Raw genomic sequence first — 16,376 nt, 5'->3', positions numbered from 1 at the left:
CTTCCTGGCGGTCGCCGACGCGGTCAGCACCGACCGGCCGGTGAATCTGGTCGGCCACGACTGGGGCTCCGTTAAGGGCTGGGAGTTCGCGACGGTCCCCGACGACGCCTCCTACACCGTCCGCTTCCGCCCGCCACCAGGGTCCTCGCCGTGACCCGCCCGAGGGCGGCCCGGGGCCCGCCCCGCCCCCGCGCCACCGCCGGGCAGACGAGCAGCAGCAGCGCCGCCACGCGCCGCGGACGGGACACGGCTCACTCCAGCGCCCGCATCCCGCCCAGGGAGCCGCCTGCCACGAGCGCCCAGCGCTCGATGCCCAGCGCGTCGGCGAGCCCGGCCTCGGCGAGGACCTGGTCGCGCTGGGTCAGCCGGGGGAAGGAGCCGGCCCAGCGCCGCCCGTCGGGGCGGAGCGAGGCCGGCCCGGTGCTTCTTCTCGGTACACGTGCGGTCCCCGGAAGGGCAGGGCGGGGCCGGATGGGCGGCGGGGCACGGGAAAGCGGCGTACGAGGCCCCGGCGGGGCTCTCACGCGGAAGGGGGATGCGGCGCGGGCGCGTCACCGCGGCCCGTGCGCGAGACCCGCGAACGGGCGGCACGGTGCGACGGGAAAGGGGGGAGGGACGACCCGGGGGCTGCGGCGCCGTATCAGCAGGCGGCGGGACAACCCGTGGTCGTGACACGCACGTAGGCGACGTGGCGACGGGTCACGAGTACGGTCATGGGCCCCAGGTAACCATAGTCGGACAGCACGCACCAGCGCCTTCCGCAACCCCGCCGGGGATTCATCGCGGCCGAACCTCCCCGCCGCACCGCCGTCGGGAACACCGCGTCGAGCGGCGCGCGGGACGGCCGAATCCGGACTCCGGGCACACCACGGACCGGCCGGTGGAGCGGTCAAAGGATGGGCTCACCAGCCACCTCCTATAACGTCAGCGTATGAGTCATCCGCATCCCGAACTGAAAACCGCCCCGCCGCTGCCGGCAAACGGGCTGAGAGTCATCGCCCTGGGCGGCCTGGGCGAAATCGGCCGTAACATGACCGTCTTCGAGTACGCCGGCAAGCTGCTCATCGTCGACTGCGGCGTGCTGTTCCCCGAGGAGCACCAGCCGGGGGTCGACGTCATCCTCCCGGACTTCACATCGATCCGGGACCGGCTGGACGACATCGTGGCCGTGGTGCTGACCCACGGACACGAGGACCACATCGGTGGCGTGCCGTACCTGCTGCGCGAGCGGGCCGACATCCCCGTGGTCGGCTCGAAGCTGACGCTGGCGTTCCTGGAGGCGAAGCTCAAGGAACACGGCATCAAGCCCCGCACCGTACGGGTCCGCGAGGGCGACCGGCGCGGCTTCGGCCCCTTCAACTGCGAGTTCGTGGCGGTCAACCACTCCATCCCGGACGGCCTCGCCGTCGCCATCCGCACGGGCGCCGGAATGGTGCTGCACACGGGTGACTTCAAGATGGACCAGTTCCCCCTGGACGAGCGCATCACCGACCTCCGCGCCTTCGCCCGGCTCGGCGAGGAGGGGGTCGACCTCTTCCTCACCGACTCCACCAACGCCGAGGTTCCCGGTTTCACCACCTCGGAGCGCGAGCTCAACCCTGCGATCGAGCAGGTCCTGCGGACCGCGCCGCGGCGGGTGATCGTCTCCAGCTTCGCCAGCCACGTACACCGTATCCAGCAGGTGCTGGACGCCGCCCACCAGCACGGGCGCAAGGTCGCTTTCGTCGGGCGGTCGATGGTCCGCAACATGGGAATCGCACGTGAACTGGGCTACCTGAAGGTCCCGTCCGGCCTGGTCGTGAACATGAAGGAGCTGGAGAAGCTCCCCGACCACAAGATCGCGCTGGTGTGCACCGGCTCCCAGGGCGAGCCGATGGCGGCCCTGTCGCGCATGGCCAACCGCGACCACGTGATCCGCATCGGGAAGGGCGACACCGTCCTGCTCGCCAGCTCCCTGATCCCCGGCAACGAGAACGCGATCTACCGGGTGATCAACGGACTGACCCGCTGGGGTGCCAACGTCGTCCACAAGGGCAACGCCAAGGTGCACGTCTCCGGACACGCCAGCGCCGGTGAGCTCGTCTACTGCTACAACATCGTCAAGCCCCGCAACGTGATGCCGGTGCACGGCGAGTGGCGCCACCTGCGCGCCAACGGTGACCTGGCCATCCGCACCGGCGTCGACCCCGACCGGGTCGTCATCGCCGAGGACGGTGTCGTCGTCGACCTCGTCGACGGACGCGCCTCCATCACCGGCAAGGTTCCCGCCGGCTACGTCTACGTCGACGGCATGACGGTGGGCGGCGCCACCGAGGCGTCCCTCAAGGACCGCGTCACGCTGGCGCAGGAGGGCGTGGTCACCGTGGTGGCCATCGTCGACGCCAACACCGGAGCCCTGGCCGAGGCCCCCGACTTCCTGGCCCGCGGCTTCGAGCACGACGACACCACCTTCGCCCCCGTGATCCCGGTGATCGAGAAGGTCCTGGCCACCGCGGCGTCAGAGGGTGTCGGGGACGCTATCCAGCTCGAGCAGCTCATCGCCCGCGCGGTGGCGAACTGGGCGTTCCGCAGCCACCGGCGCAAGCCCCTCATCATCCCGGTGATCATCGACGCGTGACCGCGTCGGTGAGGGCGCCGTTTCCGGAGTCCTCCACCGATCGTGTCTCCCTCGAACACCAACTGTGTACACCGTACCCTTTTAAGGGTACGGTGTACACAGTTGTCGGCAGGGCTCCGGCCCGCGAACCGAGGGGCACACCCATGACCACCTCCGAAAGCTCCGGCGGCGGCGACGTCTCACGCAGCCTCGAACTGCTGTGGGGGACCGGCGAGCGCCCGACCCGCGGCCCCAAGCCGGGCCTGACGCTGGAGCGCATCGTCGCGACCGCCGTGGCCGTCGCCGACGCCGAAGGACTCGAAGCGGTCTCGATGCGGCGCGTGTCCACCGAACTGGGAACCGGCGCCATGTCCCTGTACCGCTACCTCCCGGGGAAGGCCGAGCTCCTGGACCTGATGCTCGACCAGGTACAGGCCGAAGGCGAAGGGGCGCTGGAGGAGGCCCGGACCTGGCGCGAGGCACTGCACGCCGCCGCCCATGCCTCCCTCGCCCTCTACCACCGCCATCCCTGGCTCCTCCACGTCAACCAGGCCCGCCCGGTGATGGGACCCCACGCCGTCCGCGCACTGGAGCAGACCCTGGCCCACATCCAGGACATGGAGGGCCTGAGCGACCAGGAACTGGTGTCGGTGATCATTACGGTGGAGGGGTACGTCACCGGAGTCGCCCGCACCCACGTCCACGCCGTCGAGGCCCAGCACAGCGGTGCCATGAGCCCGGAGGAGTTCTGGCAGGCCCAGACGCCGGTACTCGCACAGGCGATGGCCAGCGGCTCCTACCCGCTGATGGCGGCCCTCGACGAGGACGCCTTCGCGGGCGACGTCGACCACTTCGGCTTCGGCCTGCGATGCCTGCTGGACGGCTTCGAGGCACTCGTGGCCTCCCGGTCGGGACGCCTCGACGCCGGATGAGGCGGCCGGCGGCAACGGACGCGGAGCCGGCCCGGCGACCGACGGCCTGGTAGCCGTCACCCGCATCTCCCGGCTCCCCGCTCCCCGCTCCCCGGCTCCCCGCTCCCCGGCCACCGGGTCGCGAACGGCGTCAGCAGGGGGAGAAGAGCCCTTGGTCCACGTCGTCGAGGACGAACCCGTTGTCGAAGCGGACGCGGACCGTGACGAGCAGGCCCCGCTTCTGATGGGCGATCCACTCGGGCTCCAGGGCGGCGACCTTCTCCTCGAGCTGTCGCCTGCTCCCGGCGGGCATCTCACGGCCGAAGGCGTCGAGGAGCGACGCGAGCCGCTGGTACTCACGGACCCCCTCGCTCTCGTGCCGGTGCTCGACCACCCGCTCGACAGCGCCCTCGGTACCTGCCGCGAGCGACAGCGACCCGGTGATGCCCGCCGTCGCAGTCGACGAGCCGTCCGCAGGCGCCACCGAATCGATCAGCCTGGTCTCCGCCGACAGCCGTACCCGCTGGCCTTCCGTCAGGGTCATCGCTTCTTCATCCCTCAGTTCGGTACACGCCGGACCCGGGGCCGGCCGCCCGCCACGGACGTCCGGGCGGGGTGACGCGACCCCCGGGGTGATGCCAGTATCGGTCCCGGACCAGGCCTCCCGACAATTGCCTGGCGGCCCGGCGGAGAGCTGGATACGATCCCGGTGATGATCACTTCCGCTGCTCACAGATCGGGGGACCCGTCCGCGCAAGGTGAGGGCTGATGCCCCATCAGAGCGAGATCCGGGATTCCCGCCCTTCCCACTGGCTGCGCGTGCGCGAGTTCGCCGTGCCGCCGTCCATGATCGAGACTGCCACCGCCCGCCGCCGCGTCGGGGACTGGGCAGGCGCGTGCGCCGCCGCACGCATCGACGTCGACCTCAACCTGCGCCACCTGGCGCGCCGACACGGCCACGACCTCGCGGCCCGGATCCGGGCCGACCTCCGTCACCTCGCCCCCGACCTGCTGCGCTGGCACATGCCGAGGATCGCCCCCGACGGGCTCCTGCGCCCCGGGCTGACCCTCTCCCTGGCCCGTTACTTCGTACCGGGGCGCGTCGGCGACCGCCCCGTGCATCTGGTCGTCCGGACTGCGCCGGCCTGGGCGGACGGCGGCCAGCGGATCAGCCTCGCACTGTGGGACGGAACCCGCCCCGAAGCCGGCCCCGGCCGCCATCCGCATCCCCGGCCCAACCGACGGTTCCGCCTCGACCTGCACCGACACCTGTGGGACGCGCGCAGGACCGACGAGCTCCGTGTCCGGGCCGGCGCCGATCGGCAGGATCCCGTACGCGGCCCCCGGAACCCGGAGACGCTGGAGCCGCCGGAGACATCGGAGCCGCCGGTGCCATTGCCGCCGGGACGCCACTGCGCCGTCGGCCGGTGGGCGGCCGAGGCCGGCATCCTGCTCCGCGCCGAAGGACGGACCACCGGCACCGGAACCGTCACCGTGAGGCTCGGGGACCGGCACCTGCTGGTCATGGACCTCGACCTCGACGGTGCCCCGGACGCGGGTCCGGACGCCCTCCGGATCGCGCAGGCGCCGGCGGATGGCAGCGCCTCCGCGCTGCCGGTCCTGCCCGACGCGGCGACCTGGGTGCTGCCCGACCTGGAGCTGCTGCGCACCGGCGCGATCGACGCCGGCCGGCTGCACCCCCTGGTCGCCGCGGCACTCGTGCCGGACCACGCGCCGGGCGACGCCTCCCGGCGCCCGGGACGCGCGGGGGAGCCGCGCCCGGTGGAGTGCCGGGGAGCCCGGCACCGCATCGGCCTGGTCGACGGGGTGCTGGCCGCACTCGACCACGACCCGGCCGAGATCCGCCGGGAGGAACTGCTGGTCGCCCTGACCGGTACGCCGCTTCCCTGCCTCCAGGCCATCGACGAGGCACACCGGCGCCCCGACTGCCTCACCGGCGTCCGCGAACGCCTGCACCACGGAGACACCGCGGGCGCCCTGGCCGTCGTCGAGGGCCTGTTGGGGCCCGCGGCGGTGCTGCGTACCGGCGCCTTGCACGACGAGCTGGCGGCGGCCGCGGAGCGGCGGATCACCTACGGCCTGTTCCGGGCCGGTCTCTCCGGCCCCGGCCCCCGCGTCATCGGCCCGATTCCCGCGCGCCCGCGCGGGCACGGTTTCCCTCCGCGCGGCGCGACCTTCCACTGACCGGGAGACCCGCGTCCCCCGCCCGCCCGCACCACTCCCACCACGAACCCAAAGGTGACCACCCATGCCCGAACACGTCCCGCACGTCCCGCCCGCCTCGACCGAAGCCCAGACGGGCCCGGACCGCACCTCGCCGCCCGACCCGCTCGACGTCGCCGGCGCACTGCTGGCCCTGCTGCGCGACACCACCACCGAACCACGCCCCGACGCGCAACTGGAGGCCCTGACCCTCGCGGTCGCCGCCGACCTGCCCGTCCTCCTGTGGGGTGAGCCCGGCATCGGCAAGACCGCGGCCCTGACCCAGCTCGCCGCGTCCCTGGAACTCCCGCTGACCACGGTCATCGCCAGCGTGCACGAGCCGTCCGACTTCTCCGGCCTGCCCGTCATCGGAGACGACCCGGCGGAGCAGGGCGTACCCATGGCCCCGCCGGACTGGGCGGTACGACTCGTCCGGGCGGGGCGGGGCCTGCTCTTCCTGGACGAGCTCTCCACCGCGCCACCGGCCGTCCAGGCCGCCCTGCTCCGCCTCGTCCTCGAGCGGCGCATCGGAACCCTCCAACTACCGCCCGGCGTACGGATCGTGGCCGCCGCCAACCCGCGCTCCTCGGCGGCCGACGGCTGGGAGCTGAGCCCGCCCCTGGCCAACCGGTTCGTCCACCTCCAGTGGATCCACGACCACGACGTCGTCGTACGGGGCCTCGGCGGGACCTGGCCCCGGACAACGCTGCCGCGCCTCGACCCGGACAAGCTGCCCGGGGCCGTCGACTACGCCCGCCGCGCGGTGTGCGGACTCCTCACCGCCCGCCCCACCCTCGTCCACCGGCTCCCCAGCAGCGAGACCCGCCGGGGCGGCGCCTGGCCCTCGCCCCGCAGCTGGGAGACGACCCTGCGCCTCGTCGCCTTCGCGACCGCGGCCGGAGCCTCCCGGGAGGTGCTGTCCCTGCTGGTCAGAGGCGCCGTGGGGGACGGGCCCGGGCTGGAGCTGCTGGCGAGCCTGGACCGGCTCGACCTCCCCGACCCCGAGATGCTCCTCGCCGACCCGGGGCGTGCCGTCCTGCCCGAGCGGGGCGATCTGCGTCAGGCCGTGCTCGACGGTGTGGTGGACGCGGTCCGCAAGCGTCCGGAGAAGTCCCGCTGGGACGCGGCGTGGGCGCTGCTGGTCCGCGCGGTGGAGACCGGTGCGCCGGACCTGGTGGTCGTCCCCGCGAGCACGCTCGCCGCGCTGCGGCAAGAGGACTGGGACGTCCCGGACGCGATCGACGGGCTCGCCGGGGTCGTGTCGGTGTCCCGCCGGGCGGAGCACGCGGCGGCCCGCGTGGCGGTCGCGGCGCGGGCCGGACGATGAGCCCGCGCGGACCGGAGGTGCCGCAGGCACCCGAGGCGCAGGCGGCACAGGAGCGGCAGGTGCCACCACCGTCGCCGGCGCTCGACCTCAACCTGGACCTGGACCTGGAGAAGCTCTACGCGGCACGGCTGCAGGCCGCCCGGGCCCGGCCGTACCTGGCGACGGCACTGTTCGCCCTGCGCCTCGTGGAGGCACGGCGGGTGCCGACGATGGCGGTCGACCGGTACTGGCGGTGCTACGTCTCCCCGGCCTTCGTCGCCCGGACGCCCGTCGAGGAACTGGCCGGGGTGTGGGTGCACGAGGTGTCGCACCTCCTGCGCGACCACCACGGGCGCAGCGACCGGGTCGCGCGGGAACGCGGCCTGACCGGCCCGGGGGAGCGGCTGCGGATGAACATCGCGGCGGACTGCGAGATCAACGACGACGCGTTCGGCGACGGCCTGGTCCGGCCCGAGGGCGCGGTCGGGCCGGAGTTCCTCGGTCTGCCGGTGGGGGAGCTCATGGAGGACTACCTGCGCCGGTTCAGCCTCGGGGCGGGTACGGAACGCCTGGCGTGGCTGGACTGCGGCAGCGGCGCCGACGGGCTGGAACGGGAGTGGGACCTGGGACCGGACGGTGCGGACGGCCTCAGCGAGCAGGAGCGGGACGCGGTCCGGTTCCGGGTCGCCCAGGGCATCAACGCCCGTCCCGGGGACACCCCGAAGGCGTGGAAGCGGTGGGCGCAGGACGCGTTCCACCCGCCGCAGCCGTGGCGGGACCTGCTGGGAGCGGCCGTCCGGTCGGCGGCCTCGGGTTCGGGCGCCGGCGAGGACTACACGTACGGCCGCCCGTCGAGGCGCTCGGCCGGGGTGCCGGGCGCCGTGCTGCCGAGCCTCCGGCGCAGGCCGCCCCGGGTGTGCGTGGTAGTCGACACGTCCGGATCGGTCAGTGACGCCGAGCTGGGCAGCGCGCTCCTCGAAGTCGCGGCGATCTCCCGGGCCGTGGGCGGCCGCCGCGACCTGGTCCGTGTGGTGTCGTGCGACGCGGCGGTCCACGTCGCGCACCCGCTGTGCCGGGCCGAGGGCATCGTGCTGCTGGGCGGCGGGGGCACGGACCTGCGTACGGGCTTCGCCGCGGCGCTGCGGGCGATGCCCCGCCCCGACGTCGTCGTGGTCCTGACCGACGGCCAGACCCCCTGGCCGGACGAGCGACCGCCGTGCCGGACGGTGGTGGGCCTGTTCCCGCGTCCGCACAGGTACGACGAGAACGACCCGGACTACGTACCGGACTCGCCCCCGGCCTGGGCGCGCGTCGTGGAGATCGGCTAACGGGCGCCGTCGAAGTCGTTCCGTACGCCCAGAGGGCAGGAGCGACGGCGTACGTCCTCCCCGACAGCGGGGCGCTCTGCACCGGCGATGCCCTCCGCCGGTGTAGACCGCCGCGGGCGCGCGCCGGTCGCGCTCTCGCGCGCCCCCTGCAAGAGGGCTGACCAGGAGCCGGCCGGCCGACGACCATGGAGCGCCGGGTCCGGCATCGGCGCTTCCGGCACTACCGACGCGTGGGGGACACATGGTGCGACGCTGGCTGGTGACGGGGTGTTCCCCGGGACTGGGGGAGGCACTGGCAGCCGCCGCGGCCAGGGCCGGCCACCGGGTGGCGGTGACCGCGCGCAAGACCGCCGCCCTGGACGACCTCGCCGCGGCCTGGCCCGGCCGGATCACCCCGATCGCGCTGGAACTGCGCGACGCGGCCCAGTGCGAGGAGGCGGTGCGTACCGCCGCCGACCGGCTCGGCGGCATCGACGTCCTCGTCAACAACGCGGGCGGCGGCCTGTTCGGCGCGGTCGAGGAGGTGTCCGACGCGGAGCTGCGCGACCAGCTGGAGACGCTGGTCATCGGCCCGTGGCGGCTGGCCCGGCTGGTCCTCCCGCTCATGCGGGCCCAAGGGCACGGCCACATCGTCAATGTCTCCTCGCTGGCCGGCCGGATGGCCTTCCCGGGGCTGGGAGAGTATGTCGCCGGCAAATACGCCCTGGAGGGCATGAGCCAGGCACTGGCTGCCGAGGCCGGCCCGCGGGGCGTCCGGGTCACCGTGGTCGAGCCGGGGGTCTTCGCCACCCGCTACGGGACCTCGCTCACGGAGGCGGGCCGCCGGATGCCCGAGTACGCCGAGCCGACCGGTGCGATGCTCGACGCTTTCCGCGTCATGGCGGACGACGCCGAGTCCGGCAGGCCCGAGGACTTCGCCGCCCGGGTCCTGGACATCGTCGCCGCCGACGCGCCCACCCCGCTGCGGGTTCCGATCGGCGACGACGCGTACGCCTACGTGGACATGGCGGAGCAGGCGGCCCGCGAGGAACTCGCCGCGGCGCGCGCCCTCGTGCAGGGGCCGCCGCGACTCTGAACGGGCAGGCGCCGAGGGGTCCGTTCCGTTGTTCCACTGTCGCCGCTTTACGTGCTGCTGTACGGTCGTGACCATGTCGAAGACGGTGACGATCAGGGTCGAGGAACAGCTCCACGCGCTGCTCAAGGAGCGGGCGGACGCCGAGGGCACCACGGTGACCGCGCTGATCACGCGAGCGGCGCAGGACGCGGTCCGCGACCCGCGCCTGGAGGAGGCGGGCGAGGTGTTCCGGGCTTTCCTCGCCGACCAGGGCGGCGCCTTCGACAACGCGTTTCCCGGCGACGCGCCGTGCCCGGACGCGCCGTCCCGTCGGGACGCGCCGGGGAGGGCAGCCTGAGCCGTGGAGCTCTACGTCGACATCCGCTGGCTCCTCGAGCGCCAGGCCGAAGTGCTGCCCAAGCAGCCCTCCATCCACGACTTCTCCGCCCTGGTCGCCGCCGTCGGCCGTCACCGCGTCAACACCCCCCAGATCGGCGCCACCGTCGACAACTCCTGGCGTGCGGCCGCCCTCATGCACGCCGTCATCCGGCTGCGCCCGCTCCCGACGCGCAACGCCCTGTTCGGCGCGGGCCTGGTGGCGGCGTACATGCACGCCGCCAACGAGGGCATCGACGCCCCCTACGGGGCGCTCGTCGACCTGGCACAGGACATCGACTCCGGCCGTGCCGACGCGTACGATGCCGCCGACCGCATCCGGTCCTGGCGCGTCTGAGCGGCCGGCCGGGCCGGCCCACCGGGCTCCAGGGGCGTGCGCCCGACCGCACGCCCCGCGCGCCCAGTAGCATCGCGGCCATGGCGCGATCCGAGCAGAGCGGCCGAACCAGCCGGGAGCCCACCGGTCCCTGGCGCGTCAGCGTGGAGGAGTACGGGCGGCAGCCCGGCCTCCCGCCGTACGACCGGCGGGGCTTCGCCGACGACCGGCCGCTCGCCTCGCGGGACGGCCTGAGCATCCACGGCCGGGCCGGGAGCCTCAGCTGCGTCGACGCCGCGGGCACCACCCGTTGGACCCACGACTGCGCGGGCCGGCCCAACGCGGCCCACATCTCCGGCGGCCGGCTCCTGGTCACCACCGATTCCCCCGAGTACACCCCCTGGGGCAACCTCGGTCCGGCCCTGCTGCTCGACCTGGCGGACGGCGCCCGGATCACCGAACTGCGCGGGGAGCGCGGCGCGGCCCTCCCGGGCGGCCGCTTCCTTCTCGGCCTGGAGGGCTACGACTTCTACGACACCTGGGAGCACGACCGCGACGGCACCGTCCTCGACTCCTGGCGCAGCTACGGCCACTACGTCATCGGCACCGGCATCCGCGTCGTCGAGACCGACCGCAGGATCCCGACCGGCAGCCGCGTGGTCCGCCTGCTGCCGGGCGGTGTCATCGAGCGCGGCCCGGCGCTGAACGACCCGACGGGCCCGCGTCCCCTCGTCCTCGACGACGGCACCATCCTCGCCCTCGACGCGGGTGTACTGCGCGCCGTCGACCGGCGACTTGGCGGCACGGTCCTCGCGGAACTCCTGCCCATCGCCCCCGACCGGGCATCCGGCCACATATGCGCCCTGAGCCGCGAGGGCGAACGCGTCACCGCGGTCATCGCCGAGCCGCTCCCGGGCCACCCCACCCCGCACGCGGTCCACACCTGGACCCTCAGGCTCCACCCGCCCCGCACCTGACACGGGGTCCCTGCCCGGCGCCCGCGCGCTCGCCCGGCCGAAGCCGTCCGGGCCCCGAGCGGACCGGGTCCGAGCGGACCGGACCTTGGGCCGTGACGGTGAGGCGGGAGAGCGCCATCCCCAACCTGGTCGGCGTCGCCGACGGTGAACTGACCTGCGGGAACGCGCCGTTGATCCATGCACTCGCCCCGCTCGATCCGGAACCGGCCCGCCAGGGTGACGCCGACCTGCGCGCGCACGTCTCCTGCCGGGACGTCCCGGCAGGCCCGGCGAACCGGCCCCGGCCGGCGCTGTCCGAGCCGCCGGCCGGCGAGGACCGGCTCTCCGGCTGGCACGACTCCCGGCTCGGCCGGCCAGGACCCCTGGCCGACGACCCGTTCGTCGTCCCCGTCCACGCCCGGACGTTCCGCGGCGGCAGCCGCGGCCAGCCTTTCGTCTTCGCCCTCGTCAACGACCGGAGCGAAATGACGGGGCGCCTACACGGCCTGCACGAGTGGTGCGACTCCCCCTTCACGGGCTTCCGCTTCAACATGGTGACCGACGTGCGACGGGGCCGGGCGTTCCACCTCAACCGCCACGGTCTGTACGCCTGGAACAGGGCGGGGGCGCCGCGGGCCAAGCCGGACACCGGGAGCGAGACCTTCAAGGCGCTGACCCACTTCACCCCCGGCGGCTGCTCGCCCGACGGCGACCTCCTGCTGGTCCACACCACACAGCACCTGGTCCTGCGCGTACCCGCCCGCCACCGACGACCTGACCGGGCTCCCGACCGCGGTCGGGGAGGCACTGCGCGCGTACGCACGGCAGCGCACCGTCCTGGAGAAGCAGTGGGCGCCTGTCGACTGGCACTGGGCGCAGGCGTCCGCGCCGGTCCACCGCCTCTGACCGCCCGGCCCCACCATCTCCCCGCGAGCGGCCTGGTGCCGGACGCCCGATGCCGGACGCCCGGCGCCCGGCACCGATGCCGGCGCCACTGCCCGCACGGCTGCCGGCACCGGGCATACTGCCGGTCATGAAGTCCCCGCTCGCCACCCGCGTCCACTTGATGATCACGTTCGTGCTGGTCACGTGCGGGGCGGTCGGGGGAGCCTGCCTCGGATTCCTGCTGTCCGGCCGGCTGATGGCCCTGGCCTTCGCGGGTGCGGCCGGACTGGGCGCGGGGATCGGGGCCCGCCTCTCCCGACGGCAGGTCGTCGCGCTCCTCCGCCCTGCCCCGGCGATTCCTCCGGTCGACGGCTACGCGGAGGGCCTCGCCGACGCGGCGCTCCTGTGCATCGCGACGTACCAGGCGGCCGTGTTCCCGCTCACGCCCGACGGGGTGACCGAGGAGGAGCGCAGGGCCCGCCGCCACATCGCCTACCGGATCTCCGCGTACGACGGCCTGCCGCACCCCGTCCAGACCTCGGCGGCCGCCGCTCTCGAGGCCATCGACCACGGGCTGGACGCGGAACGGGCCGAGGCCGCGATGAAGGCCCTGGGCATCACGGTCTACGACCACCGCGGCGGCCGGTGACCCGGCCGTCGGCGCGCCCGTGATCCGGCCGGCCCGTCAGGGCCCCGGCCCGCACGGGGGCGGGTCAGCGGCCCCCGCCGGAGCCGCGCAGCACCGCCAGCACCTGGGCGGTGATCGCGCTCTCGTTGCGCTCGAAGTCGGTCCCGGTCAACTGGGCCGGATCCGACGGCAGTCCGGTCAGCACCGGAGTGTGCAGATGGCCGCCGGGCAGGCCGGGGCGCAGTTCCGTGCGGAGCCGGTTCGAGCGGTAGGCGACCTCGTTGGAGAGGTAGCCGCCGCCTCCGCCCGCCACCGCGCGTGAGCCGGGGGTCGGCCCGTCCGCCCGGTCCACCGGCGTGTCCCGGCCGGCCGGAATCTCCGTGACGGCCGTGTTCAGGCGTACGGGGTAGGGCGTCTGGACGGAGGTCATGGCGTCCGTCGGCAGGGTGGTCCGCAGGAACTCCGGTCCCGGGCCGAGCCCCGGCGCCGTGACGGGACGGTCGTACGTACCGCCCGACAGGGCCGCCGCGTTGTCCGGGTACGGGTCCGCCGAGCGGGCGCGCCCGGCCCAGGCCTCCAGGGTGAAGACCCCGGGGTACCCCTGGCTGATGCTGGTGATCATGTCCGCGGAGCGCGGACCCGCCGTCAGTCGCGGAGCGTAGGCGCGCTCGACGATGCCGGCGTTGAAATCGGCGTAGCGCACCGGCAGGACCACCGCCCGGAACTCGGCCACCGTACCGTCGGTCAAGGTGATGCGGCGGCCGTTGAGCTGGAGCGCCGCCGACCCCGAGGGGTTGGCCCGGCGCAGCTCGGAGTCCAGCCCGAACGGGTCGAATCCGCTGACGAAGATCCGCCGGACGCCCGGGGTGCCCCGGAACTCGTTGTCCGTGAGACCGCGCGAGGCGCCTTCGAAGCCGGCCCTGAGAGCGGCTCGGTCCACCGGGAACTCCGGCTGCCACCGGTCGAGTCGCACCGTCATCGCGAGCCGGGCCCAGTACAACGGCCGGTCGTCCCCGGCTGCGAGGTCCCCGCCGGGCCGCCGCCCCTGCGCCCGGTCCGCGGAGGCCTGCCACAGCGCCTCGCCCCACGCCTTCAGCAGCCGCTCGGCCTCGGCCGCGCTGCGCGTGCCGCACAGTGCGGCGGGGAAGCGGCGTACGAAGCCGTCGAGCCCCGCCCGCTGCGGGAAGGCCGCCGACCGCGGGTCCGCCAGGCGGTTCTGCTCCGGATCCGCCGGCGGGGCCGCGGTCGCGCTGGTACCACCGGGGCAGGCGGGTGCGGTGTGGGCGTGTGCGGCGGTGGGCGGGAGGACGGCGGTTATGCCGAGCAGGGCGGCGGCGAGGGCCGCGCGACGTAAGAGCATCATGCCATGTGACATTACACAGAGTGGCGTTCGCGTCAGCGCCCCACCGGCGAAGTCGAGCCACTCGCGGGCGGGGCCGGCGGCGGGGTTGACGACACCCCCAGCGCCGGGTCGGCGAACGTCCAGCCGTGCGGCCCGCGGAGCAGGGCGGCGCGAAGCGTGGCCTCGTCGAGGCGCTCGCGCAAGGCCATCGGGTGCAAGGGCGATCACTGCCCGGAACCAGTGTCCGGTGAGGGTGACGTGAAGGCGGACGAGGAGGAGCACGAAGAGGCCCGCAGCTGACAAGGGACTGATCATCGCCGCGCAAAGGAGGAGCAACAGCTCGCCGAAGAGGAGCAGATGGGCCGAGCGGCGTACGGTGCCCTCCGCCGGCCACACGCACGCTGCCACCAGAAGCGCCGCCCGGGCTCAGCAGGACCAGCAGGACCGGCAGCCATTGCGGTGAGCGTGCAGTTCGACGGAGGTGGTCTCGTCGTGCTGCGGGAGCCTGGTGAGGGCGGAGCGTATCGCCTCCCTCGGCTGGGTGAGGTGTCGGACGATGCGCGGTGCTCCTTGTCGCGGGCGGAGCGTTGCAGTCGTGCATCCGACCCGTGGGTACGGCGGAGACGCTGCTCCGGGAGTGGGTGCGGGGCGGTGCCGTGGGGGGAGTGCAGCCTGGGAGGATCCGGCGACGGTCGCCCCCGTGCGGTCGTGATTCGAGACGATCGCGTTTTGCTGATCGGATTCGAGGAGGAGGACGAGGAGCCGTTCTACGCGATACCCGGTGGCGGGGTCGAGGACGGCGAGACTCCGCATACCGCGGTGGCTGGGGAGCTGGCCGGGGTCTGGAAGGACGGTCGTCGCGAGCACTGCTTCCTCTTGGACGCGGTGGGCGACATCGGCGCACTTGAGGAACTCGGCCATCACGGCGGCGTGCCGGTGTGGGGTCCCGTCGCGCAACTGGCCGTGACGCCGATCTGGCCGCGGCGGCTTGCCTCGCGTATCCCCGACTGGCAGGCGAGAGGGTGGCAGGGGCGCGCTGCCGACTGCCTTTCCGCGGCGCGTATGGGGTGATCATCCGGTTGGAGGTGTTCGGAGTGCCGGGTGGTGGGGGCTGGGGGAGGATGCGGGATGTGAGATGTCGGTCTGGATTGTCGGTCTGGATGGATGGGGTTGGTGTGAGGGTGTTGCGCCGGTGTGTGGGTGTGGTGTCGGGGGTCGCGGTGGGGATGGCGGTCGTCTCGGGTTGTTCGGGCCTCGGGCGGAGCACGGTGGGGATGCTGAGTTTCCGCGGTGAGGATGCGCGGGTCGAGGTGTCGTACTCCAATACGCTGGTGAAGGGCTGCCATCGCATTGGCGTTCCGGCAGGTGCCACGCACGTAGTGAACAACACGATGGTGGACGTCGTGTTGTACCGGACGGCGGATTGCCGGGAAGTCGCGGGGGGCGAAGGCGTGTACACGGCGACGACACTGTCGGATGTGACGGCACCGGATAGTCTTCCGTGGCGGAGTTTCAGGGTCATTCACTGACCCGGCCCCGCTTCCCGTTCAGGCTGGCTGTCGCATTTCCCCCCGGTCCTTTTCTGGGGCGTCCCCGCTGCCGCGCCTCGGCCCGCCCTCCCTACACCGGATCGCCGCCAGAGTTCGGCGACTGCGCACACGGAGGTCGCCCCGACCGCGCCGGGGAGGAAGCCACCGTCGCGGCGACGTCCCGGGGCATGGCCGTCGCGGGCGGGGGCTGCGGAGAGCACCCCGGCGGGTCAGGACGCCGCCCTACCGGGCTACCGACCGTGCCTACCGTCGGCGGGAGGACGCAGTCCGGCGGGAGGACATCCAGCGCCGAGACGCCCATCCGCGGGAACCCAGCCCACTGGTCCGCTCCCCTCAGCCCCTCAGCCCCTCAGCCGCTCAGGTCTGGCACTGCTTCGTAGCCGCGGGAGACCAGCCACTCCAGGCAGCGCCGTCGGCCCGGGCGTGTACTCGGATCTCGACCCTTACGGGCCCGCAGACCCGGGTCGTGCTCCCCACTTCGACGGGGCCGATGGACTCGCCGGCCCCGACGTAGGCGCGACCGCTGCCCACCTTCTCCCAGTGGCCACCATCCACCACGCGGAAGAAGGCCTCGTAGGAGACGTTCGTGCCCTTCGTCGCCGTGTTGCGCGCCTTGACATACGCCGTGATCTCCCGGGTGGGGAACTCGCCGACCGAGCCTCGCTGGGCACTGATGCACCCGTTGACGGCTACCCGGCCGGTCGACACCCCTCCGCCACAAGCGACCGCCGCGGCGTGAGCGTCGGCCGGGAGCGTCATTAGAGGCGATCTCATTTGGGGGCTTGGGTAGGCTGCCGGTCGTGGTGGGGATTGTTGAGCGGCTGGTGCCGGATGAGTTGTGGGGGCTGTTCCAGCGAGTAGTTCCGGAGGCGCCATCGCGGCCTC

At 73.6% G+C, this 16,376-nt stretch carries 16 protein-coding genes and 1 pseudogene; 13 read left to right on the top strand and 4 right to left on the bottom strand.

The window, feature by feature from the left end; translation table 11 throughout:
• Positions 1 to 191: 191 nt before the first annotated feature.
• Positions 192 to 473, bottom strand: a pseudogene (locus OTB16_RS39750) (hypothetical protein); the annotation flags it as partial.
• Between the two features lie 458 nt (positions 474 to 931).
• On the opposite strand from OTB16_RS39750, the gene OTB16_RS35215 reads away from it, so the two are divergent.
• A complete protein-coding gene (locus tag OTB16_RS35215; protein ID WP_267726490.1) occupies positions 932 to 2,617 on the top strand; it encodes a ribonuclease J in 1,686 nt (561 codons plus the stop codon).
• 143 nt (positions 2,618 to 2,760) lie between these two features.
• A complete protein-coding gene (locus OTB16_RS35210) occupies positions 2,761 to 3,528 on the top strand; it encodes a TetR/AcrR family transcriptional regulator (protein ID WP_267726488.1) in 768 nt (255 codons plus the stop codon).
• A 130-nt stretch (positions 3,529 to 3,658) separates the two neighbouring features.
• Here OTB16_RS35210 and OTB16_RS35205 read toward each other — a convergent pair whose 3' ends face one another.
• A complete protein-coding gene (locus OTB16_RS35205; protein ID WP_267726486.1) occupies positions 3,659 to 4,051 on the bottom strand; it encodes a hypothetical protein in 393 nt (130 codons plus the stop codon).
• A 224-nt stretch (positions 4,052 to 4,275) separates the two neighbouring features.
• On the opposite strand from OTB16_RS35205, the gene OTB16_RS35200 reads away from it, so the two are divergent.
• The 9 genes from OTB16_RS35200 (at position 4,276) to OTB16_RS35160 (ending at position 12,620) form a co-directional block, all read left to right on the top strand.
• Complete coding sequence (locus tag OTB16_RS35200; RefSeq protein WP_267726485.1) at positions 4,276 to 5,712, top strand: hypothetical protein; 1,437 nt, start codon at positions 4,276 to 4,278, stop codon at positions 5,710 to 5,712.
• A gap of 64 nt (positions 5,713 to 5,776) precedes the next feature.
• Complete coding sequence (locus tag OTB16_RS35195) at positions 5,777 to 7,057, top strand: AAA family ATPase (RefSeq protein WP_267726484.1); 1,281 nt, start codon at positions 5,777 to 5,779, stop codon at positions 7,055 to 7,057.
• Positions 7,054 to 8,364 carry a vWA domain-containing protein gene (locus OTB16_RS35190; RefSeq protein WP_420717865.1) on the top strand — a complete coding sequence of 437 codons (1,311 nt, stop codon included), beginning with the start codon at positions 7,054 to 7,056 and terminating at the stop codon, positions 8,362 to 8,364. Before OTB16_RS35195 ends, OTB16_RS35190 begins: the two co-directional genes overlap by 4 nt.
• A 241-nt stretch (positions 8,365 to 8,605) precedes the next feature.
• A complete protein-coding gene (locus tag OTB16_RS35185; protein WP_267726481.1) occupies positions 8,606 to 9,439 on the top strand; it encodes an SDR family oxidoreductase in 834 nt (277 codons plus the stop codon).
• A 73-nt stretch (positions 9,440 to 9,512) separates the two neighbouring features.
• Positions 9,513 to 9,776 carry a hypothetical protein gene (locus OTB16_RS35180; RefSeq protein WP_267726479.1) on the top strand — a complete coding sequence of 88 codons (264 nt, stop codon included), beginning with the start codon at positions 9,513 to 9,515 and terminating at the stop codon, positions 9,774 to 9,776.
• Positions 9,777 to 9,779: 3 nt separating this feature from the next.
• Positions 9,780 to 10,151: a toxin Doc gene (locus OTB16_RS35175; protein ID WP_267726478.1), complete on the top strand. Its 372-nt coding sequence runs from the start codon at positions 9,780 to 9,782 to the stop codon at positions 10,149 to 10,151.
• An 80-nt stretch (positions 10,152 to 10,231) separates the two neighbouring features.
• Complete coding sequence (locus tag OTB16_RS35170; RefSeq protein WP_267726477.1) at positions 10,232 to 11,107, top strand: hypothetical protein; 876 nt, start codon at positions 10,232 to 10,234, stop codon at positions 11,105 to 11,107.
• Positions 11,108 to 11,199: 92 nt separating this feature from the next.
• Positions 11,200 to 12,123 carry a hypothetical protein gene (locus OTB16_RS35165; RefSeq protein WP_267726476.1) on the top strand — a complete coding sequence of 308 codons (924 nt, stop codon included), beginning with the start codon at positions 11,200 to 11,202 and terminating at the stop codon, positions 12,121 to 12,123.
• On the top strand, positions 12,120 to 12,620 hold the full coding sequence (locus OTB16_RS35160) for a hypothetical protein (RefSeq protein WP_267726474.1): 501 nt from the start codon (positions 12,120 to 12,122) through the stop codon (positions 12,618 to 12,620). Before OTB16_RS35165 ends, OTB16_RS35160 begins: the two co-directional genes overlap by 4 nt.
• A gap of 64 nt (positions 12,621 to 12,684) precedes the next feature.
• Here the strand turns inward: OTB16_RS35160 and OTB16_RS35155 are convergent, their stop codons facing one another.
• Positions 12,685 to 13,962, bottom strand: coding sequence for a pyroglutamyl peptidase (locus tag OTB16_RS35155; protein ID WP_267726472.1), 1,278 nt, complete (start codon positions 13,960 to 13,962; stop codon positions 12,685 to 12,687).
• A 708-nt stretch (positions 13,963 to 14,670) separates the two neighbouring features.
• On the opposite strand from OTB16_RS35155, the gene OTB16_RS35150 reads away from it, so the two are divergent.
• The gene (locus OTB16_RS35150; protein ID WP_267726470.1) at positions 14,671 to 15,012 is read left to right on the top strand and encodes an NUDIX hydrolase; all 342 of its coding nucleotides are present in this window, start codon (positions 14,671 to 14,673) and stop codon (positions 15,010 to 15,012) included.
• 203 nt (positions 15,013 to 15,215) lie between these two features.
• A complete protein-coding gene (locus OTB16_RS35145) occupies positions 15,216 to 15,470 on the top strand; it encodes a hypothetical protein (RefSeq protein ID WP_267726468.1) in 255 nt (84 codons plus the stop codon).
• A gap of 378 nt (positions 15,471 to 15,848) precedes the next feature.
• On the opposite strand, the gene OTB16_RS35140 is transcribed toward OTB16_RS35145, so the two are convergent.
• Positions 15,849 to 16,250 carry a hypothetical protein gene (locus OTB16_RS35140; RefSeq protein ID WP_267726467.1) on the bottom strand — a complete coding sequence of 134 codons (402 nt, stop codon included), beginning with the start codon at positions 16,248 to 16,250 and terminating at the stop codon, positions 15,849 to 15,851.
• Positions 16,251 to 16,376 lie beyond the last annotated feature (126 nt).

Origin of the sequence: Streptomyces antarcticus (assembly GCF_026627255.1) — a bacterium.
Taxonomy (GTDB): domain Bacteria; phylum Actinomycetota; class Actinomycetes; order Streptomycetales; family Streptomycetaceae; genus Streptomyces; species Streptomyces antarcticus.
The sequence above is the reverse complement of the archived record's forward strand: the minus strand, read 5'-3'. Positions and strand labels throughout refer to the sequence as shown.